A 19,680-nucleotide genomic window follows, 5' to 3' on the forward strand; every position below is an offset into this window, starting at 1 on the left:
ACGCCCCAAAATCGGTTCGGCTCACAAAGAGCCGTCGAAATCAATTGCCGGAGAACCACTCGGCGTATGGCGCCTATAAGGTGGCGGCATGGCTGAGTTGCTGACGATCGACGACGTGCGGGCCGCCGCCGAGATGATCGACGGGCGGGTGCTGCGCACGCCGGCGCTGTCCTCGCCCGGGCTGTCCGCGCTACTGGGCGTCCCGACGTCGGTGAAGCTGGAACTGTTGCAGCGCAGCGGGTCCTTCAAGACGCGCGGTGCCCTCGCGAAGATCCTCTCCTTGTCCGAAGGGGAACGTGCCGCCGGCGTGGTCGGGGTCAGCGGCGGCAACCACGCGATCGCGCTGGCCGACGCCGCGAACGAGCTCGGCGTGGCCGCCACGGTCGTGATGCCGTCCTCGGCGCCGGCCCGGTCGGCCGCTCTCGCGCGGGCGTCCGGTGCGGAGGTGCGGCTCACCGACGACCTGCCGTCGGCGTTCGCGCTGCTGAACGACCTGGTCGCAGCGGGCGCCACGCTGGTGCACCCGTACGACGACCCGATCGTGGCCGCCGGCCAGGGCACCGTCGGCCTGGAGTTCGCCGCCGACGCCCCGCACGTCACCGACGTGCTGGTGAGCATCGGCGGCGGAGGGCTCATCTCGGGCGTCGCCACCGCGTTCCACGCGCTCGTGCCCGGCGTCCGCGTGTGGGGCGTCGAGGTCGAGGGCGCCGACGCGATGCGCCAGGCGCTGGCCGCGGGTGGACCGGTGGACATCACGCCCACGTCGATCGTCTCGACGCTCTCCGCGCCGCACGCGTCGCAGCTGACCTACGACCACGTCACCGCGCTCGTCGAGGACGTCCTGGTGATGCCGGACGCCGACGCTGTGCAGGGCACGATCACGCTGGCCGAGACGCAGAAGGTGTGGGCGGAGCCCGCCGCGGGCTGCCTCGTGGCGGCGGCGCGCACGGTGGTCGGCCGGGTCGGCCCGGACGCGCGGCTCGGGCTCGTCCTGTGCGGCGGGAACGTGGCGGTCGCCGACGTCGTGCGGTGGGCGAACGCGTGACCCTCGCCCGCGTCGATCAGGCTGTCACGTTCGCGGGCGATGCGGCGATGTCGTGTGCGAGGGAGGCGTGGTGGCGAACTCGGTGAAATCGCGCAGAGGCCGGATCGTGGCCGGGATCGTGCTGGTGGGCGCGGTCGTGGGGCTGGTGTTCGTGATCCGGTCGGCTACGGAGCAGCGGTCGTGGTCCAGCACGGAGGGAACCGTGCAGGAACGGCTGAGGTCGGGCAAAAGCTTCTCGGTCAGGGTCGCGTACCCGCTGCCGGACGGCACGCAGCAGGTCGCGACCCTGTCGGAGAACGGGCCGGCCCGGCACCCCGGTGAGCGCGTGACGGTCCGCTACGACCTGGAGAACGGGCGGGTCGTCGACGCCGCCCTCGCCGACAACGACCAGGCGCACTGGGTCGCGGGCGGCATGTTGGGCGTCGTGATCCTCGGCGGAATCTTCGCGAACCTCATCGCCTGGGCTCCCAGGCCCAGGGTCTGATCGCTTCCACCGAGCCGGAGGTCCACGGCTCAGCGGGCGGCGAACGGGCCGCCGGGCGCGAAGGCGTACGCGGCGAAGCGCTCGCCGATCAGCTCGTGCGTGGCGGTGTCCGGGTGCAGCGCGTCGGGCAGCGGGTGCGTGATCGCGTCCTGTTCGCCGTACAGCCGGGTGCCGTCCAGGTAGTGCAGGTTCGGGTCGTCGTCCCGGCGTTCGGCCAGCGACTTCAGGGCGTCGCGGATGACCCGCAACGTCAGCTGCGGCGCCGGCCCGTGCGGACCGGTGGCCCTGAACGTGACGCCGCCCTCGCCGAGGTTCATCTCGGCGGGACCGGGCGTGTCCTCGTGGACACCGCAGAAGATCGGTGACACGAGGACGAGCGGCGTGCCGGGGTGGCCGTCGCGGATCGTGTCGAGGAACCCGTGCACGGCCGGGACGAACGCCCGCAGCCGCATCAGGTCGGAGTTCACGACGTTGATGCCGAGCTTCACGCTGATCAGGTCGGCCGGCCGGTCGCGCATCACGCGGGCGACGAACGGGTCGGCCAGCGCGCTGCCACCGAACCCGAGGCTGTGCAGCTCGACATCGCCACGCATCGCCGCGACGGCGGGCCAGATCCGGGTCGGCGTGCTCGCGTTCGAGCCGTGGCTGATCGAGCTGCCGTGGTGCAGCCAGATCCGCCTGGTGGACTCGACGGGCCGCACCGGCGCGTCCGTGCGCAGCTCGACCAGGTCGACGGTCTCGTTGTGGGGCAACCAGATCTCGACGACCTTGGCGCCCTCCGCGAGGCCGGCGAACCGGGTGGTGCACGCGACGCCCTCGTGGAGTTCCATGGCTCCGGTCGTCAGGTCGATCTCTGCGCGGTCGCCACCTTCGAGCTGCTCGCTGCCGGCCCGTTCGCCGTCGACCACCAGGTCGACGCTGCCGCGCGGGCGCGCGATGCCGCGGTAGGCCTGGTAGGTCGGGTGGGTGACCAGCTCGATGGTGCGCGCTTCGGTGGCCAGCACCACGCGCACACCGGAGGGCCTGCTCTCCGCGCCGAGCAGCTGCGGGTCCGGGAAGCGGGTGCGCACCCAGGCGGGCAGGCGGTGCGGCCGCACGCCGCGGGCGGTGTCCTCCAGCTCGGCGGCACCGCGCACGAACGCGTCGGTCAAGGGGGTGCTGATCATGTTCATTCCGTTCAGGAGTGCACGGGCCAGGCCCGCAGGAGTGCGTCGAGTGCGACGACGGTCTTGTCCCAGGACACTTCGGGCGCGGGATCGCTGTGGTCGAAGTTGCCGGTGCGTTCGAGCGCGAGGAAACCGTTGATCGTGCTGCCCAGCAGTCGCACGGCGTGCACGTGCTGGTCCTGCGGCACCGGGTAGCCCCTGAGCACCGCACCGGCCTGCGCGGCCATGGCCCGCGCGGCGTCCGAACGCACGACGGCCTCACCCGCGCGGCGCTGGAGTGCCTGCCAGCGCCCCGGCGACTCGCGCGCGTAGGTCCGGTATGCCGCCGCGTACCGCTCCAGGGCGAGGCGGCCCGCACGTCCGGCGATCGCCTCGCCGATCCGTTCGGACAACTCGCCGAGCGCGAGCGCGGTCACCCCGTCCCGCAACGCCTCCAGGTCGCGGACGTGCGAGTACAGGCTGGGTGCCTGCACGCCGAGCCGTCGTGCGACCGCGGACAGGGTGACCATCTCGAACCCGGACTCGTCCGCGAGAGCGGCCGCGTCGGCGATGACGGCGGCCGCGGTCAGTGGAGAACGCATGACCACAGCCTACACCCTATAGGCAAAACCCTTTTGCCTATAGGCCGCCGGGCGGGTCGCGACCTAGCCCCGCAGCGGCGCCGGTTCGCGGTGAGGGGTCCAGCGCAGGTGGACGTCGCGATCTGGCGGATCCGCCCGCAGCAGCGACAACCTCGGCCGCACGGCGTCGGTGCGCGCGGACGGCGGACGACGGCTGCCCGCCCGGTACTGGACGGGCCACTCGGCGCCGCGGAACTCCTGTTCGGCCGCCGCGTGCAGCGTCCAGTGCGGGTCGTACAGGTGGGTGCGGCCGAGCGCGCACAGGTCGGCGCGGCCAGCCAGGAGGATGGAGTTCACGTCGTCGTAGGAGGCGATGGCACCGACCGCGATGACGGCCGTGCCGGTGGCGGCGGCGACCTCGTGGCGGATCCGGTCGGCGAACGGGGTCTGGTACGAGCGGCCGTACGCCGGGCGCTCGTCCGGCGTGACCTGGCCGGAGGAGACGTCGATCGCGTTCGCGCCGTGGGCGATGAAGGCGCGGGCGATCTCGACGGCGTCGTGTTCGGTGTTGCCGCCGTCGATCCAGTCTGTCGCGGAGATGCGCACGATCATCGGGCGTTCGGCGGGCCACGCCGCGCGGACCGCGTCGAACACCTCCAACGGGTACCGCAGCCGGTTGGACAGTGATCCGCCGTAGGAGTCCGTGCGCTGGTTGGCGATCGGCGAGAGGAAGGACGACAGCAGGTAGCCGTGCGCGCAGTGCAGTTCGAGCAGGTCGAACCCCGCTTCGGCGCCGCGCCGGGCGGCCGCGACGAACGAGGCGGTGATCCGGTCCAGGTCGTCGCGGTCCACTTCGGACGGTACGGCGGACCCCGGCCCGTACGGCAGCGGTGACGGTCCGACGACCTGCCAGTTGCCGGAGGGCAGCGGTTCGTCCATGCCCTCCCACATCAGGCGGGTCGAGCCCTTGCGGCCGGAATGGCCGAGCTGCAGCCCGATGCGCGCGGTGCTCCGCTCGTGGACGAACGACACGATCCGCGCCCAGGAGTCGCGCTGCTCGTCGGTCCAGAGTCCGGTGCAGCCGGGCGTGATGCGGCCCTCTGGCGAGACGCACACCATCTCCGTCATCACCAGCCCCGGCCCGCCCATCGCCTTCGACCCCAGGTGGACGAGGTGGAAGTCGCCCGGCACCCCGTCGACGGCGGAGTACATGTCCATCGCCGAGACGATCACGCGGTTCTTCAGCTCCAGGCCGCCCAGGCGGAACGGCTGGAACATGGCTGGAGCCGTACCCAAAAGCCCTTGGGAGGCAGCGAAAGCGGCATCCACTCGGTCAGCGAACCGCGGGTCGCGGGTGCGGAGGTTGTCGTAGGTGATCCGGCGGGACCGCGTGAGCAGGTTGAAGCAGAACCGGGTCGGCTCCTGGCCGGCGTACATGCCGATGTTCTCGAACCACTCCAGCGACGCCTGGGCCGCGCGCTGCGTGGACTCGACGACCGGGCGCCGCTCAGCCTCGTAGGCGGCCAGCGCGGTTTCGACGTCGCGGTGCTCGTGCAGGCACGCGGCGAGGGCGAGCGAGTCCTCCATCGCGAGCTTGGTGCCGGAGCCGATCGAGAAGTGCGCGGTGTGCGCGGCGTCGCCGACCAGGACGAGGTTGCCGTGGTGCCACCGCTCGTTGCGGACGGTGGTGAAGCTGAGCCACTTCGAGTTGTTGGCGAACACCTGGTGCCCGGCCAGTTCTCCGGCGAACATCGAGCGGATCCGCTCGACGGCGCGCTCGTCGGAGTCGCCCGGCCCGAACTCCTCGCCGGTGTCGAACCCGGCCCGGCGCCAGACGTCCTCGTGCATCTCGACGATGAACGTGGAACCGCTGTCGGAGTAGGGGTAGCCGTGGACCTGCACGGTGCCCCACTCGGTGTCCTTGATGAAGAACTGGAACGCCTCGAAGACCAGGTCCGTGCCGAGCCACATGTACTTGTTGTGCCGCTTGTCCAAGGCCGGGTGGAAGACGTCCGAAAAGGACTGCCGCACCAGCGAGTTGACGCCGTCCGCCCCGACCACGAGGTCGTGACACGCGCGCAGGGACCGGACGTCGGGCGCGGGCGTCGAGAAGTGCACGACGACGCCGAGGTCGTGGCACCGCTGCTGCAGCAGGCCGAGCAGCTCCTTGCGGCTCATCGCGGCGAACCCCTGTCCGCCGACGGTGTGGGTCTCGCCGCGGTGGTGGATGTCGATGTCCGTCCACCGCGCGAACCGGCGCGTCATGGCGTCGGCGAACTCCGGGTCGGCGTTCTCGATCCCGCCCAGGGTCTCGTCGGAGAACACCACGCCGAAGCCGAACGTGACGTCCGGGGCGTCGCGTTCCCAGACGGTGATGTCGTGCGCGGGGTCGAGCTGCTTCATCAGCGCGGCGAGGTAGAGGCCACCGGGGCCACCGCCGACGATCGCGATCTTCACGCGGGCACCTCGTCCTCGACGATCTTGCGGAGTGCGAAGCGCTGCAGCTTGCCGCTCGCGTTGCGCGGCAACGAGGTACGGAACCGCACCTCGCGCGGGTACTTGTAGGGCGCGATGGTGCGCTTCACGTGGTCCTGGATCTCGCGGGCCTTCGCGTCGTCACCCGGCACGCCCTCGCGCAGCACCACGAAGGCGCACACGACCGAGCCGCGTTCGTCGTCCGGTTTCGCGACGACGGCGGACTCCAGCACGTCCGGGTGGGTGTCGATGGCATCCTCGACCTCCGGGCCGCCGATGTTGTAGCCGGAGGAGACGATCATGTGGTCGCTTCGGGCGTGGTAGTGGAAGTAGCCGTCCTCGTCGCGGTGGAAGACGTCGCCGGTGACGTTCCAGCCGCTCACCACGTAGTCCTTCTGCCGCTCGTCGTCGAGGTAGCGGCAGCCGACCGGGCCGATGACGCCCAGGCGTCCCGGCTCACCGGGACCGAGCTCGAGACCGTCGGGGTCGAGGATCGTGGCCCGGTAACCGGGCACCGGCTTGCCGGTGGAGCCCGGCCGGATGTCGTCACCGGCGGCGGAGATGAAGATGTGCAGGAGTTCCGTGGCGCCGATGCCGTCGATCACCTTGAGCCCCAGCCGATCCCGCAGCCGCTGCCAGACCTCCTGCGGGATGTGCTCGCCGGCCGAGACCGCGCTCCGCAGGCCGCGGAGCTTCTCCTCGGCACCTTCGCGCAGGATCGCCTTGTACGCCGTCGGCGCCGTCGCGAGCACCGTGACGCCGTGCTGGGCAACGAGATCCGCGACCTGCAAGGGCGTCGCCGCCTCGGTCAGCAACGAGCAGGCACCCGCCCGCAAGGGGAACACGACGAGCATGCCCAGGCCGAAGGTGAAGGCGAACGGCGCTGTGCAGGCGACGAGGTCGTTCTCGGTCAGCTTCAGCACGTGACGGCCGAACGTGTTGTCGATGGACAGGACGTCGCGGTGGAAGTGCGCGGTGATCTTCGGCGATCCCGTGCTCCCGGACGTCGGCGCCAGCAGTGCCACGTCGTCGGCGGCGGTGTCCACGGCGGTGAACTTCCCGGACTTCGTCCCGGCCCGTGCCGCGAGGTCGTCGTACGCCACCACCGTCAGCTCCGGCAGGGCTCGGACGTCCTCCGCGAACCGCTGGTCCACCAACGCGATAGACGGCCGGGTCCGCTCGACGATCGGCGTCAGCTCGCGGGTGCGCAAAGCCGCCATGGTCGTCACCACGACCCCGCCCGCCTTCAGCACGCCGAGCCACGCGGCCACGGTCCACGGGTTGTTCGGTGAGCGCAGCAGAACCCGTTGCCCCGCAACGAGGCCAAGGTCCTCGGTCAGCACCTCCGCCACCTGGTTGGCGCGGGTCAGCAGCTCGCCGTAGGACCACACTTCCCCGTCCGGCGTGCGCAGCGCCGCACGGTCGGGCCCGAACGCCGCCACCGGCACGTCGATCAGTTCGGTCGCGGCGTTGAGGCGATGCGGGTAGGTCAGTTCCGGCGTCGTGAACTCGATCGCCGGCCACAGCGCCGGGGGAGGGAGGTGGTCGCGAGCGAAGGTGTCCATGATGAGTCCTTCCGCGGGCGGCGGGTCAGGAAGCGCGGATCATGCCCTCCTGGGCAACAGTGGCGAGGTGCCGGTGGTCGCGGGTGAAGAAGCGGCCGGAGCCAAGACCGCGGCCCGCGTCGGCGGCGACGGCCTCCTGCACGTAGAGCAGCCAGTCGTCGACCGGGCCCTCGCGGTGGAACCACATGGCGTGGTCGAGGCTCGCGGTGACCAGTCCCGGCTGGGCCCACGGCAGGTCGAGCACGCGCAGGACGGGCTCCAGGATCGTGTAGTCGCAGACGTAGGCCAGCGCGGCGAGGTCGCGCTGGGCGCCGGTCAGCCCCTCGACCGGCCGGAGCGGGTCGAACGGCTTGATCCACACCGCCTGGTGCGGCACCTTCTCCCCGTCGACCGCCAGATAGACGGGACCGGGCACGTGCCGCATGTCGAAGCTGCGGCCGGCGGCCCAGTAGGCCTTCGACTCCTCGGTCATCGAGCCGCCGGTCCGGCCCGTGAGGTAGTCCGCCGAACTGGGCAGGTCCTCCGGACCGGGCAGCTCCTCGGCGAACGAGGCCTGGAAGCTGCCGCTCGTCTCGCCCGCGGCGAAGTTCGCCAGGCAGACGTAGAGCGGCTTGCCGTTCTGGTGGCCGCGGACCTGCCGGGTGCTGTAGCCCCGGCCGTCGCGCAGCAGTTCCACCTCGTAACGGACCTCCGCGCCGATGTCGGCGGGGCGCAGGAAGTAGCTGTGCATCGAGTGCATCGTCTTGCCGTCGGTGACCGACCGCATGGCCGCGGCCGCCGCGGCGGCGACCAGGTCTCCCCCGTACGCCTTGGGCCACGGGCACGGCTGGGTGACGGCGGTGAAGGCGAGGTCGAAGTGCTCGGGTTCGGCCTGCGTCAACGTGATCGCCGACGTGAAGACCTCGGAGGTCGCGAGCGTCCCGGCCGTCATCGGGTCAGCCAGTCGCGCAGATCGGCGTCCGGGACGTCGTCCAGGTTGACCACGATGTTCTCCGGCGTCCGCGTCGTCATCCACGTCAACGGCTTGTTGCGGGACAGGTTGCACTCGATGTGCGGCATGAACGGCGGAACGAAGACCCAGTCGCCTTCTTCCATGTCGACGTAGTCCTCGAACCTCTCGCCGAAGTAGATCCGCGCCCGCCCGGACAGCACGTACCCGCCGGTCTCGGCCTCGCCGTGGTGGTGGGTGACCGAGCGGTAGCCGGGCTCGTTGGTGACCTTGCCGAACCACAGCCGCGTGGCCGGGGTGTGCTGGATGCTCACGCCCGAGATCCGGATCGCGCCACCGGAGTTCGCGGTATCCGGGTTCTCGGCGCCGCCGCGCGTCACCACCGGGGCGACGAGCCCACTCGGCAGCCGGTACATCGAGTTGTCGCCTTCGAGCTGGTACCTACTCAGATCGGGCTCCATATATCGCATTCTTCACTGCCGTCAGATATTGTCAATACGCATGAGGCCCGTAGCAGTGAACCCGGCCAGCCTTCCCGCCCCCAGGGGGTACTCCCACGGAACACTCGCCGGCACCACCCTGTACCTCGGCGGGCAGACCGCCCTCGACGCCGGCATGAGGATCGTGCCCGGCGGCATCGTCGAGCAGTTCCGCCAGGCGTTCGGCAACGTGCTGGCCACGCTGCGCGAGGCGGGTGGCATACCGGAGGACCTGGTCAGCATCACGATCTACCTCACCGACATCCCGGACTACCAGGCGCACGGCAAGGAGATCGGCAAGGTGTGGCGTGAGCTCGCCGGGCCTGTCTACCCGGCGATGGCGGGTATCGGGTGCACCGCGCTGTGGCAGCCCGAGGCACTCATCGAGATCCTCGGGGTCGCCGTGATCCCGGAGGACCGGCTGGTCACTCCGATTCAGGGATAGCGATTTCATGATCTACGAAACTGGAACGCGATATCTGAAGGAGGATCGCGGGTGAAGCTCGCTTCGGTGACCGTCGATGGTGTGCGCCGCGCCGGCGTCGTGGACGAGATGAACCGGTCCATCTCGCTGCTGTCCACCACGGTCGACGACATCGTGCGCGGTGCTCCGGTCGACCTGGCCGGTGCCGAGGTGCTCCCGTTGCCCGGGGTAAGCCTGGAGCCACCCCTGCACCGCTTCAACCGCGACATCCTGTGCACCGGCTGGAACTACCTGGACCACTTCGAGGAGTCGAGGGGCAGGCGCGAAGGACAGGACCCCGTGTCCCTCCCCGAACGCCCCACCTTCTTCACCAAGGGCCCGGACACGGTCATCGGCCCGTTCGACGCCATCGCCTACGACCCCGGCCTCTCGCAGAAGTGGGACTACGAGGCCGAGATCGTGATGGTCATCGGCCTCGACGGCCGGTCGATCCCGGAGGAGAAGGCCCTGGACCACGTGTTCGGCTTCCTCGTCGCCAACGACGTCTCGCAGCGCGATCTCCAGCGCGCACACGGCGGACAGTGGTTGAAGGGCAAGAGCATCGACGCCACGATGCCGCTCGGCCCGTGGCTGACCACCATCGACGAGATCGACGACCTCGCGGACCTCCAGGTGCAGTGCGAGGTCAACGGCGTTCAGCTGCAGAACGCCTCCAGCGCGCAGATGGCGTTCTCGTTCGCCCGGATCATCGCCGAGCTCAGCCACGGCATGACCCTGCGCGCCGGCGACGTGATCCTGACCGGCACCCCCAGCGGCGTCGGCAACGCCCGCGAGCCGCAGGTCTTCCTGCGCGACGGCGACGTGGTCGTGACGCGGGTGAGCGGGCTGGGCGAGCTGCGCAACACCGTGACGCCGACGGACCTCGGCGGAGCCGGGCGTTAAGCTCGCGGCCTGCTGATCAAGGCCTGCCGATCAAGGTGAGGAGAGGGCACTGAACGTCGCGGACATGACCGTGGAAGCGGCGGCTCCCGCCGGGCGCGACCGGCTCGGTCCTCTCATCATCACGATCTTCGGCCTCTACGCGCGCGGTGAGCACAACTGGTTGTCCGTCGCGTCCGTCGTGCAGCTCATGGCGGACCTCGGCGTCGAGGGCCAGGCGGTGCGGTCCTCGATCTCCCGGCTCAAGCGCCGTGGCGTGGTCCGCAGCGAACGCCGCGACGGCGCCGCCGGGTACGCCCTCGCGGAGTCGACGCTGGAGACGCTCGCGGAGGGTGACACGCGGATCTTCGAACGCAGGCGGGCCACCACGGAGGACGGCTGGCTCGTGGTCGTGTTCTCCGTGCCGGAGTCCGAACGCGAGAAACGCCACGAGCTGCGCACCAGCCTGACCCAGCTCGGTTTCGGCACCGCGGCGCCCGGCGTGTGGGTCGCGCCGGGCAACCTGGCCACCGAGACCCGGCGGACCCTGGAACGCCGCGACCTGTCCGAGTACGTCGACATCTTCGCCGGGCAGCACTTCGCGTTCGGGGACCTGCAGTCGAAGGTGCGCTCGTGGTGGGACCTCGACGAGCTGGCCGACCTGTACGCGGAGTTCGTCCGCCGGCACCGGCCCGTCCTCGAAGCCGCCGGTGTCACGAGCCCGGAGCAGGCCTTCCAGACGTACGTGCCGATGCTGACGCAGTGGCGGCGCCTGCCCTACAGCGACCCCGGGCTCCCCTTGTCGCTCCTGCCTCCCGGCTGGAACGGCGTGACCGCGGAGGCGTTGTTCGAGGAGCTGAACACCAGGCTGAGCGCACCGGCGCGGGAACACGCCCTGACCGTGATCCACGGGCTGGGTTAGAGCGCCGGCCGGCGGGACCCGGAACAGGCCGTCAGCTCAGTGCGTGCGTGGCCGTGGCCCCTCCGTCCACCACGAACTCGCCGCCCGTGCAGTAGGCGCTCTCGTCACTGGCCAGGAACAGCACCATGTTCGCGACGTCGCCGGGCCGGCCGATCCGGCGCAGCGCCACCTTCTTGCCGATCGGCGACACGTCGATCTCCCGTCCGAGCGCCTCGCTCACCATCGGGGTGTCGATGGCGCCGGGGTGCACCGAGTTCACGCGGATCCCGTGCTGGCCCAGCTCCATCGCGGCGACCTTGGTCATGCCGCGGATCGCGAACTTCGACGCCGTGTACGCCACCAGGTACGGCATGCCGCCCAGGCCCTCGACGGACGACACGTTCACGATCGAACCGGCGCCGGCCTGCTTCATCGACGGCACGACCGCGCGCATGCCGAGGAACGTGCCGACCTGGTTGATGCCGATCACCCGCTGGTAGTCGGCGAGCGTCGTGTCGGCCAGCGCGGAGAAGTGCAGGACCCCCGCGTTGTTCACGAGAACGCTGATGTCGCCGAACGTCGCGGTCGTGAACGCCACGGCGTCGGCCCACTCCTCCTCCGACGACACGTCCAGGTGGCAGTACTCGGCGCCCAGTTCGGCCGCGAGCTCCTTGCCCTGCTCGTCGAGGACGTCGGTGATCATCACCCGCGCGCCCTCGGCGGCGAACCGGCGGGCCGCGGCCGCGCCCTGACCCCGCGCCGCGCCGGTGATCAGGGCGACCTTCCCGTCCAGCCGCATCTACATCATCTCGTCGGTCAGCGGCATCATCACCGTCTTGAGCTCGGTGTAGGCCTCGTAGGCGCTCTGCCCGCCCTCGCGGCCCAGCCCGGACTGCTTGTAGCCGCCGAACGGGATGTGCGGTTCCAGCTGGAAGCCGTTGATGCCGACCATCCCGACGCGCAACGACTTCGAGACGCGGAACGCGCGGCGGACGTCGTTGGTGTAGACACCGGCACCCAGGCCGTACTCGGTGTCGTTCGCGATGCGGATCGCCTCTTCCTCGCTGTCGAACGGCACGACCGTCAGCACCGGGCCGAAGATCTCGTCGCGGGCGATGGCCATGTCGTTGCTGGCGTCGGCGAAGATCGTGGGCGCGACGAAGTTACCGGACGCGTAGTCGCCGTCGAGCCGGGTGCCACCGGTGACCAGGCGCGCGCCTTCCTCCTGGCCTCGTTCGATGTAGCCGAGGACGCGTTCGAGCTGTTTGCCGTTGATCAGCGGGCTGGCGAGCACGGCGGGGTCGAACGGGTCGCCGAACGTCACCGCGGTCGCGAGCATCTGCGCCATCGAGATGAACTCGTCCTGCGCGTCCCGCTGCACCAGCGCCCGCGTGTGCGCGACGCAGGCCTGTCCGGACAGGCCCATGGTGACCATGCCCATGCACGTCATCGCGGCGAGGCCGACGTTCGGGGCGTCCGCGAAGACGATCGCCGGTGACTTCCCGCCCAGTTCCAGGGACACGCGCTTCATCGTCCCGGCGGAGGCCTCGACGATGCGGCGGCCGACACCGCGGCTGCCGGTGAAGCTGATCTTGTCGACCAGCGGGTGGGTGATCAGCGCCTCGCCGGTCGGGGTGCCGGGGCCGGTGACGAGGTTGACGACGCCTTCGGGGAGGCCGGCCTCGATCAGCAGCTCGACCATGCGGATCACGCAGAAGCTCGCGTACTCCGAGGGTTTCACCACGACCGTGCAGCCCGCGGCCAGCGCCGGTGCGAGCTTCTGGGCGAAGAGCACGAACGGCGCGTTCCACGGCAGGATGGCCGCGACCACGCCGACCGGTTCGCGGAACGTCATCGCCAGATGGTCGCCGCCCTGGTACGGCGGCAGGGTCTGGCCGCCGACCTTGTCGATCCAGCCGGCGTGGTGGTCGAAGATGTCGGCCGCGATGCCGACCGAGGTGGCGTAGATCTGCCCGAACGACAGCGGCACGCCGTTGTCCAGCGCCTGCAGGCCACGCAGCTCGTCGGAGTGCTCGCGCAGCAGGTCGCCGTAGCGGCGCAGGATCTTGATGCGCTCGCCCGCCCTGGACCGCGGCCACGGTCCCTCGTCGAACGCCTTGCGGGCCGCGCGCACCGCCGCGTCCACGTCCTGGGGAGACGCGACGGCGAAGTGGCCGATCTCCTCACCGGTGGCGGGGTGGTGGTGGGTCCAGGTCTCGTCGGTCTCGCGGAACTCGCCTCCGATGAGGAGCCGGCCGTCCTTCAGACCCAGCGTCTCGCGGTGTGGTTGGACGGTGAGCGTCACAGCTCCTCCTACAGGGCCATCGTTTCCGTACAGGAGAAAGTCCTTTGTGGATCCCGGTCGGCGAAGTGGCCGTCGAGATCGCCGAACGTGCCGAACGTCTGCTCGACGGTCGGGGGAGCCATCAGCGCGACCATGCCGCCGTGCACGACGAAGAGCTGGCCGTTGACGCGGTCGCCGGACGGACCCGCCAGGTGCGCCACGAACTTCGCCACGTGCTCGGGCGCCAGCGAGTCGTCGCCCTCCGGCGCGTCACCGAACACGTGCGCTGTCATCTGCGTGCGGGCGCGCGGGCAGATCGCGTTGGCCCTGACGCCGTACCGGCTCGTGCCGCGAGCGGTCGCCACCGTCAACGCGGCGATGCCCGCCTTGGCCGCCGCGTAGTTGGCCTGGCCTTCAGATCCGAGCAGGAACGCCTCCGAGGAGGTGTTCACGATCCGCGCGTAGACCGGTTCGCCCGCGGCCTTCGACTGCTGCTTCCACAGCGCGACCGCGTTGCGCGACAACAGGAAATGGCCGCGCAGGTGCACCCGCACGACGAGGTCCCACTCCTCGTCGGTCATGTTGAACAGCATCCGGTCGCGCAGCACGCCCGCGTTGTTGACCACGACGTGCAGCCCGCCGAACTGCTCGACGGCGGCGGTGACGAGGGCGTCGGCGGTGCCGCGCTCCCCCACGTCACCCTCGACCACGACGCACTTCGCGCCCAGTTCCTCGATCTCGGCCGCGGCGGCGCCGGCCGCACCCGGCAGGTCGTTGAGCACGAGTGCGGCACCGGCCCTGGCGAGCTCCAGCGCTTCCGCGCGGCCGAGCCCGGCACCGGCGCCGGTGACCACGGCGACCTTCCCCGCAAGGTCCACAAGAGACTCCCAGAAGAGGTGTGTCAGTCGAAGAGGATGACCTGGCGGATCAGCGATCCCCCGCCGCGCAGGGCCTGCAGGCCCTCGTTGACCTCCTCGAGCCTGATCCGCCTGCTGATCATGCTCTCCAGGTCGAGCCGGCCTTCCCGCCACAGCGCGATCATGCGTGGCACGTCGCGGCGGAAGTTCGCCGTCCCGTAGAACGACCCGTGCAAGGTCTTGTCGTGCAGGAAGAGCTCCTGGGCGCTGAACGACACCATCGCGTCCGCCCGGCCCGCGCCGACGACGACCGTGTGGCCACCGCGCCGGGTGAGGTCCCACGCCTGCCGGATCGTCGCGGGGATGCCGACGACGTCGAACACGTAGTCGAAGCCCATGCCGGAGTTCAGCTGGTTGTTGAGGTCCGCGATGCCGTCGGGTGTCGTCGCGTGCGTCGCGCCGAACTTCCGCGCCACGTCGTGCTTCTCGGTCACCGGGTCGACCGCGACGATCCGCGCGGCGGCGGCCAGCCGCGCACCCTGGACCACCGCCACACCCACACCGCCGCAGCCGATCACCGCGACGCTGGAGCCCGGTTCGACCTTGGCCGTGTTGAGCACGGCACCGACGCCGGTCAGGATGCCGCACGACAGCAGCGCCGCGATCTCCCACGGCACGTCATCGTCGACCTTCACCGCGGCGTCGGCGGGCACGACCATCTCCTCGGCGAACGCGCCCAGGCCCGCGTACCCGAAGGCCGGGTTGCCGCCGACGACGAACCTCGGTGACGTGAAGGCCGAGATCGTGTGCACGAGGCACAGATGCGACTGCCCTGTCACGCATTGGGCACACTTCCCGCACGGCGGCACGAACGTGATCGCCACGTGGTCGCCGACCGCGAGCGACGTCACGCCGCTGCCGATCTCGACGACCTCGCCGGCGCCCTCGTGGCCGATGACGCCGGGTGCCAGCGCGGGCAGTGTTCCGTCCATTGCGGACAGATCGCTGTGGCAGACCCCGCAGGCCTTGATCTTGATGCGGATCTCCTGCGGCCCCGGAGCGGTGGTCGTCACGTCGTCGCGGAGCTCGAGCTTGTCGTCGCCTACCTGGTTGAGCACGGCAGCCTTCACCGGTATCACTCCTCGCTGAGCTCACACGGCCTGGTGCCGCGACCGGCAGCCTTTGCCCCGTATTCCGGCGTTCAGACGGGTGCATCGCGGCGAAGGTTGCCGGTCGCGGCACCACGTACCCGTCGCACACTAGAATCTGTTCCTGTTCGTGACAAGGCCCATCAGCGTGAGAGGTGCAGTGCGCCCTTGGGGCAGGACGCGACGGCGCGCTCGGCCGGCTCCTCCTCGTCCCCGGCCAGCTCACCGTCCCGGATCTGCAGAACCTCGTCATCGTCAAGGTCAAACACCTCAGGCAGGATTGACACGCACGCCCCGTGCGCCTCGCACAGCGAAGGGTCGACGCCGACCTTCATCGCGACCTCCTGACAGCAAGTAGAACTTGTTCTAGAGTAGCGGGCATGCGCATCGGTTTCACGCCCGAACAGGAGCAGTTGCGCCAGGAGTTGCGGGCGTACTTCGCCGCGCTCATGACGCCCGAACGCCGGGAAGGACTCGCAGGCGGTGGCGCCTACGGCGACGCCGCGGTCTACAAGGACACCGTCCGCCAGATGGGCCTCGACGGGTGGCTGACCATCGGCTGGCCACTGGAGTACGGCGGCCGCGCCCGCCCGATGATCGAGCAGCTGATCTTCCTCGACGAGGCGTCCGCGGCCGGTGCGCCCGTGCCGTTCCTGACGCTGAACTCGATCGGACCGACGATCATGGCGTACGGGACGCCCGAGCAGAAGGCGTTCTACCTGCCGAGGATCGCGTCCGGCGAGATCCACTTCGCCATCGGCTACTCCGAACCGGAGGCGGGCACCGACCTCGCCGGGCTGCGCACGCGGGCCGTCCGCGACGGCGACGAGTACGTGATCAACGGCCAGAAGATGTGGACGAGCCTCATCCAGTACGCCGACTACGTGTGGCTGGCCTGCCGCACCGACCAGGAGTCGCGGCGGCACAGGGGGCTGAGCATCATCATGGTGCCGACCACGGACCCCGGCTTCTCCTGGACACCGGTGCCGACGATGTCCGGGCCGACCACCAGCGCCACCTTCTACGACAACGTGCGGGTGCCCGCGGCGAACCTCATCGGCGAGGAGCACAAGGGCTGGAAGCTCATCACCAACCAGCTCAACCACGAACGCGTCGCGCTGTGCTCGGCCGCGCCACTGCGGACCGCACTGCGCGAGGTTCGTCAATGGGCGGACGAAACCGGTGCCACGAAACAGGAATGGGTGCGCCTGCACCTCGCCCGGGTGCACGCCAAGACCGAGTTCCTCAAGCTCATCAACTGGCGGATCGCGTCCGGTTCCGACGAAGCCCCGTCGCCCGCGGAGGCCTCGGCCACCAAGGTGTTCGGCACGGAGTTCGCCACCGAGGGCTACCGGCTGCTGATGGAGGTGCTGGGCGCCAACGGGATCGTGCGCGCCGGATCACCGGGAGCGTTGCTGCACGGCCGGGTGGAACGCATGCACCGGTCGTCGCTGATCCTGACGTTCGGCGGCGGTACCAACGAGATCCAGCGGGACATCATCGCGCGGGTGGGCCTCGGGCTCCCTGCCGTACCTCGGTAAGGAGACTCCGTGGACTTCACGCTGACCGAGGCGCAGCGCGAGCTGGCCGCGCTGACCCGCAAGATCCTCGACTCGTCGGACACGCCGTGGCCCGACCTCGTCAGGTCCGGAGTCGTGCCGGAGCAGCCCGACGAGTTCGGCGTCCTGGAACAGTGCTCGGTGCTGGTCGAACTGGGCCGCGCGGTCGCACCCGTGCCGTACCTGCCGGCGATGGTCGCGCGGTCCGCGCTGGCGTCCTTCGGAACCCCGGAGCAACGCGAACGCTGGCTGACACCGGGAACCGTGCTGTCCGTGGCACTCTCCGAGTCAGAGGGCGCGTGCACGACCGTGCCGTTCGCTTCGACGGCCGAGGCCTTCCTGGTGGCACACGGCGCGGAGGTCTTCCTCGTCGAGGCCGGTCAGCTGGAGATCACCCGGCAGGAGCTCGTCGACGGCACGGACGCGGGATGGTTCGAGCACGCGGGCGCCGGTGAGGTGGTGCCCGGCCTCTCCCCCGGCTGGCTCGTCACGCGGTACACGCTCGGGCTGTGCGCTCTCCAGCTCGGCGTGACCGAACGCGCGTTGGAGCTCACGGCCGAGTACGCCCGGACGCGCGAGCAGTTCGACCGGCCGATCGGCAGCTTCCAGGCCGTGGCGCAACGACTTGCCGATGCCTACATCGACGTCGCGGCGATCCGCCTGACGCTGTGGCAGGCGGCCTGGCGCCTCTCGGAGGGCCTGGACGCGGAAGCGGAGGTGGCGACCGCGAAGTTCTGGGCGGCCGACGCCGGGCACCGCGTGGCGCACACCGCCGTGCACGTCCACGGCGGCACCGGCATCGACATGAGCCACGAGGTGCACCGCTACTTCACCGCGGCCAAGCGCAACGAGTTCGAGCTGGGCGGCGCGACCGCCCAGCTCCTCAAACTCAGCGCCGCGTGGTGATCAGCCGCACCAGAACCAGCGCGCCGGGTGCGAGCGACCCCTGTCGTCGTGGTAGACGCCGATCAGCGCCCCCTCGTCGGTGACGTCGCCGTAGTAGGTCGATGTGACCACGGGCTGCTTCGCGGAGTCCACAGGGTAACGAATGCCCCACTGCCACAGCGTGGCGACGCGGTTGACGGCACCGAACACCACGTGGCCGCTGGACGTCCTGCCCCACGGCAACGTGCCACCCACCCAGGTGGCGACCTGCTGACCGGCGAGGTCGCGCTCCTCGATGCCGGTCGCGGTCGGGTAGAACACCCGGTCGTTGTCGAGCACCATCGGACGCTTCCCGCCCGGCAGTTCCACCTGCTGGCCGGTCGCGAGGTCGTTCACGAACGCCGAGGTGTGGCTCAAGTGCGTGTACTTGCCGTCGTCGCTGATCCCGACCGCGATGTAGGACGAGGTGCGCGTCATCGATCCGATGCGGGGCCACACGACGACATCCCGGACCTCCGGATCGTCCTCGTGCCACACCTCGCCGACGACGTCGCCGAGGTTGTTGATGCCCTCCGCGCGGGAGCTGTACCCCTCGGGCGTCTCCAGGAGCTCGAAGGCGCCACCGCTGTAGCGGAAGGCGAGAGTGCGCTGCTGTCCGTAGAACTGCTGACGGCCGACGACGACACCGTCGTTGTTCACGTCCACGGGGCGAACCCCGATCATGGACGAGCCCGCGGACGGCAGGCGGGTCAGCACGCCGTTGTCCCACAGCAGGCCGGTCTGCCCGACATCGCTGCCGACCTCGGCCTCGCCGACGATGAACCGGTTGTTCTCGCTGCTGCCGCTGGTCCTGGCCCAGTCCGAGTTGGCAGGCAAGGGCAGGTCGTGCGCGATCCACCGGCACGGATCGGCCGCGGCGTGCGGTGCCGCGACGGTGGAGGCGATCACCAGCGCGCCGCACAGCGCGCCGAACACACGTGTGCGCCGCATCAGCCGCACCAGAACCAGCGCGCCGGGTGCGAACTGCCGTCGGCGTTCTCATAGGTGCCGATCAACGCACCTTCGTCACTGATGTCGCCGTAGTAGCGGACGTCCGGCTGCTTCTCCGAGTCCACGGCGTACCGGATGCCCCACTGCCACAGCATCGCCGTGCCCATGCTGGCGCCGAACACCACATGGCCGCTGGACGTCCTGCCGTAGGGCTCGGTGCCGCCTTCCCAGGTGGCGACGTGCTGACCGGCGGTCGTCCACTCCATGATGCCGCCCCACGAGAAGTGCAGGACCCGGTCGTTGTCGAAGACCATCGGGGTGCGGCCACCGCGCAGTTCCGTCTGCTGCCCGCTCGCGACGTCGATCACGAACGCGGACGAGGCCGTCGTCTGCACCAGCTTGCCATCGTCGCTGATGCCGGCGGCCTGCCCGTTGAGGAACTCCTTGCGAGCTCCGCCGTTGGGCCACACGACGACCTGGCGGACGTCTGGCGCGTCCTTGCGCCACATCTCGCCGACCACGTCACCGTTGTTGTTGACGGCCCTCGCCCACGAGTGGTGGGTCGCAGGGGTGTCGAGGAGCTCGTAGGTGCCGTTGCGGTAGCGGAAGGCGAGCCAGCTGTCCCAGCCCCAGTGGTCACGCCCGCCGACGACGACCCCGTTGTCGTTCACGTCCTTGGGGTGGATCGCGATCGTCGAGGAGCCCGGCGACGCCATCGGGACCAACGCGCCGTTGTCCCAGAGCAGCCCCTGCTCGGCGCCACCGGTCCGGGCCTCCCCGACGATGAACCGGTTGCTCTCGCTGCTGCCGCTGGTCTTGGCGTAGGCCGCGCCGGACGGCAGCGGCAGGTCGTGGGCGATCCACCGGCACGGATCGGCGGCGATGGCCTGTGGCGCGGCCACGACCGTGGACGCCAGCACCACCCCGCTGAAAAGCACGCCAAATACAGGTCTTCGCATCGTGTTGCCCCCATAGTCGTCCCAAGTGGGCA

Annotated in this window: 20 protein-coding genes; 7 read left to right on the plus strand and 13 right to left on the minus strand. The window is 70.2% G+C overall.

Translation table 11 applies throughout. From position 1 onward, the window contains the following. Nucleotides 1–88: 88 nt before the first annotated feature. Together ACRSBM_RS18880 and ACRSBM_RS18885 are read left to right on the plus strand one after the other, a co-directional pair. Nucleotides 89–1,045, plus strand: coding sequence for a threonine ammonia-lyase (locus ACRSBM_RS18880; protein WP_434444913.1), 957 nt, complete (start codon nt 89–91; stop codon nt 1,043–1,045). Nucleotides 1,046–1,127: 82 nt separating this feature from the next. Further along, the gene (locus ACRSBM_RS18885) at nt 1,128–1,529 is read left to right on the plus strand and encodes a hypothetical protein (protein WP_434444915.1); all 402 of its coding nucleotides are present in this window, start codon (nt 1,128–1,130) and stop codon (nt 1,527–1,529) included. Nucleotides 1,530–1,558: 29 nt separating this feature from the next. On the opposite strand, the gene ACRSBM_RS18890 is transcribed toward ACRSBM_RS18885, so the two are convergent. The 6 genes from ACRSBM_RS18890 to ACRSBM_RS18915 all read right to left on the minus strand — a co-directional run bounded on the left by ACRSBM_RS18890 (nt 1,559) and on the right by ACRSBM_RS18915 (nt 8,705). Beyond that, nucleotides 1,559–2,695, minus strand: a complete 1,137-nt coding sequence (locus ACRSBM_RS18890; RefSeq protein ID WP_434444917.1) for a GDSL-type esterase/lipase family protein — start codon at nt 2,693–2,695, stop codon at nt 1,559–1,561. An 11-nt stretch (nt 2,696–2,706) separates the two neighbouring features. Beyond that, on the minus strand, nt 2,707–3,276 hold the full coding sequence (locus ACRSBM_RS18895) for a TetR/AcrR family transcriptional regulator (protein ID WP_434444919.1): 570 nt from the start codon (nt 3,274–3,276) through the stop codon (nt 2,707–2,709). A 63-nt stretch (nt 3,277–3,339) separates the two neighbouring features. Beyond that, nucleotides 3,340–5,712: a bifunctional salicylyl-CoA 5-hydroxylase/oxidoreductase gene (locus tag ACRSBM_RS18900; protein ID WP_434444921.1), complete on the minus strand. Its 2,373-nt coding sequence runs from the start codon at nt 5,710–5,712 to the stop codon at nt 3,340–3,342. Then, nucleotides 5,709–7,295 carry an AMP-binding protein gene (locus ACRSBM_RS18905; RefSeq protein WP_434444923.1) on the minus strand — a complete coding sequence of 529 codons (1,587 nt, stop codon included), beginning with the start codon at nt 7,293–7,295 and terminating at the stop codon, nt 5,709–5,711. The genes ACRSBM_RS18900 and ACRSBM_RS18905 overlap by 4 nt, the downstream gene beginning before the upstream one ends. A 25-nt stretch (nt 7,296–7,320) precedes the next feature. Further along, a complete protein-coding gene (locus ACRSBM_RS18910) occupies nt 7,321–8,226 on the minus strand; it encodes an acyl-CoA thioesterase (RefSeq protein ID WP_434444925.1) in 906 nt (301 codons plus the stop codon). Beyond that, complete coding sequence (locus ACRSBM_RS18915; RefSeq protein WP_434444926.1) at nt 8,223–8,705, minus strand: cupin domain-containing protein; 483 nt, start codon at nt 8,703–8,705, stop codon at nt 8,223–8,225. The genes ACRSBM_RS18910 and ACRSBM_RS18915 overlap by 4 nt, the downstream gene beginning before the upstream one ends. Nucleotides 8,706–8,745: 40 nt before the next feature. Here ACRSBM_RS18915 and ACRSBM_RS18920 point away from each other — a divergent pair, with 40 nt between their 5' ends. The 3 genes from ACRSBM_RS18920 to ACRSBM_RS18930 all read left to right on the plus strand — a co-directional run bounded on the left by ACRSBM_RS18920 (nt 8,746) and on the right by ACRSBM_RS18930 (nt 10,987). Next, nucleotides 8,746–9,168, plus strand: a complete 423-nt coding sequence (locus ACRSBM_RS18920; protein WP_434444928.1) for a RidA family protein — start codon at nt 8,746–8,748, stop codon at nt 9,166–9,168. A 51-nt stretch (nt 9,169–9,219) separates the two neighbouring features. Then, on the plus strand, nt 9,220–10,089 hold the full coding sequence (locus ACRSBM_RS18925) for a fumarylacetoacetate hydrolase family protein (protein WP_434444930.1): 870 nt from the start codon (nt 9,220–9,222) through the stop codon (nt 10,087–10,089). A gap of 64 nt (nt 10,090–10,153) precedes the next feature. Further along, a complete protein-coding gene (locus tag ACRSBM_RS18930; protein WP_434444932.1) occupies nt 10,154–10,987 on the plus strand; it encodes a PaaX family transcriptional regulator in 834 nt (277 codons plus the stop codon). A 31-nt stretch (nt 10,988–11,018) separates the two neighbouring features. Here ACRSBM_RS18930 and ACRSBM_RS18935 read toward each other — a convergent pair whose 3' ends face one another. The 5 genes from ACRSBM_RS18935 to ACRSBM_RS18955 form a co-directional block, all read right to left on the minus strand. Beyond that, a complete protein-coding gene (locus ACRSBM_RS18935) occupies nt 11,019–11,765 on the minus strand; it encodes a glucose 1-dehydrogenase (RefSeq protein WP_434444934.1) in 747 nt (248 codons plus the stop codon). Continuing rightward, nucleotides 11,766–13,271, minus strand: coding sequence for an aldehyde dehydrogenase family protein (locus tag ACRSBM_RS18940; RefSeq protein WP_434444936.1), 1,506 nt, complete (start codon nt 13,269–13,271; stop codon nt 11,766–11,768). It lies immediately after the preceding gene. 8 nt (nt 13,272–13,279) lie between these two features. After that, entirely contained in the window at nt 13,280–14,128 is an 849-nt protein-coding gene (locus tag ACRSBM_RS18945; RefSeq protein WP_434444937.1) for an SDR family NAD(P)-dependent oxidoreductase, read from the minus strand. Nucleotides 14,129–14,151: 23 nt separating this feature from the next. After that, entirely contained in the window at nt 14,152–15,237 is a 1,086-nt protein-coding gene (locus ACRSBM_RS18950) for a Zn-dependent alcohol dehydrogenase (protein WP_434444939.1), read from the minus strand. A gap of 161 nt (nt 15,238–15,398) precedes the next feature. After that, the gene (locus tag ACRSBM_RS18955; protein ID WP_434444941.1) at nt 15,399–15,590 is read right to left on the minus strand and encodes a ferredoxin; all 192 of its coding nucleotides are present in this window, start codon (nt 15,588–15,590) and stop codon (nt 15,399–15,401) included. Between the two features lie 45 nt (nt 15,591–15,635). Between ACRSBM_RS18955 and ACRSBM_RS18960 the strand changes: the two genes are divergently transcribed. Together ACRSBM_RS18960 and ACRSBM_RS18965 are read left to right on the plus strand one after the other, a co-directional pair. Next, complete coding sequence (locus ACRSBM_RS18960) at nt 15,636–16,796, plus strand: acyl-CoA dehydrogenase family protein (protein WP_434444942.1); 1,161 nt, start codon at nt 15,636–15,638, stop codon at nt 16,794–16,796. Between the two features lie 9 nt (nt 16,797–16,805). Further along, nucleotides 16,806–17,720 carry an acyl-CoA dehydrogenase family protein gene (locus ACRSBM_RS18965; protein ID WP_434444943.1) on the plus strand — a complete coding sequence of 305 codons (915 nt, stop codon included), beginning with the start codon at nt 16,806–16,808 and terminating at the stop codon, nt 17,718–17,720. Here ACRSBM_RS18965 and ACRSBM_RS18970 read toward each other — a convergent pair whose 3' ends face one another. Both ACRSBM_RS18970 and ACRSBM_RS18975 read right to left on the minus strand, forming a co-directional pair. Further along, nucleotides 17,721–18,689: a hypothetical protein gene (locus ACRSBM_RS18970; RefSeq protein ID WP_434444944.1), complete on the minus strand. Its 969-nt coding sequence runs from the start codon at nt 18,687–18,689 to the stop codon at nt 17,721–17,723. It lies immediately after the preceding gene. Next, nucleotides 18,689–19,627, minus strand: a complete 939-nt coding sequence (locus ACRSBM_RS18975; protein ID WP_434444945.1) for a hypothetical protein — start codon at nt 19,625–19,627, stop codon at nt 18,689–18,691. Before ACRSBM_RS18975 ends, ACRSBM_RS18970 begins: the two co-directional genes overlap by 1 nt. Nucleotides 19,628–19,680: the final 53 nt, after the last annotated feature.

Source organism: Lentzea xerophila (assembly GCF_051094245.1).
Lineage (GTDB): Bacteria > Actinomycetota > Actinomycetes > Mycobacteriales > Pseudonocardiaceae > Lentzea > Lentzea xerophila.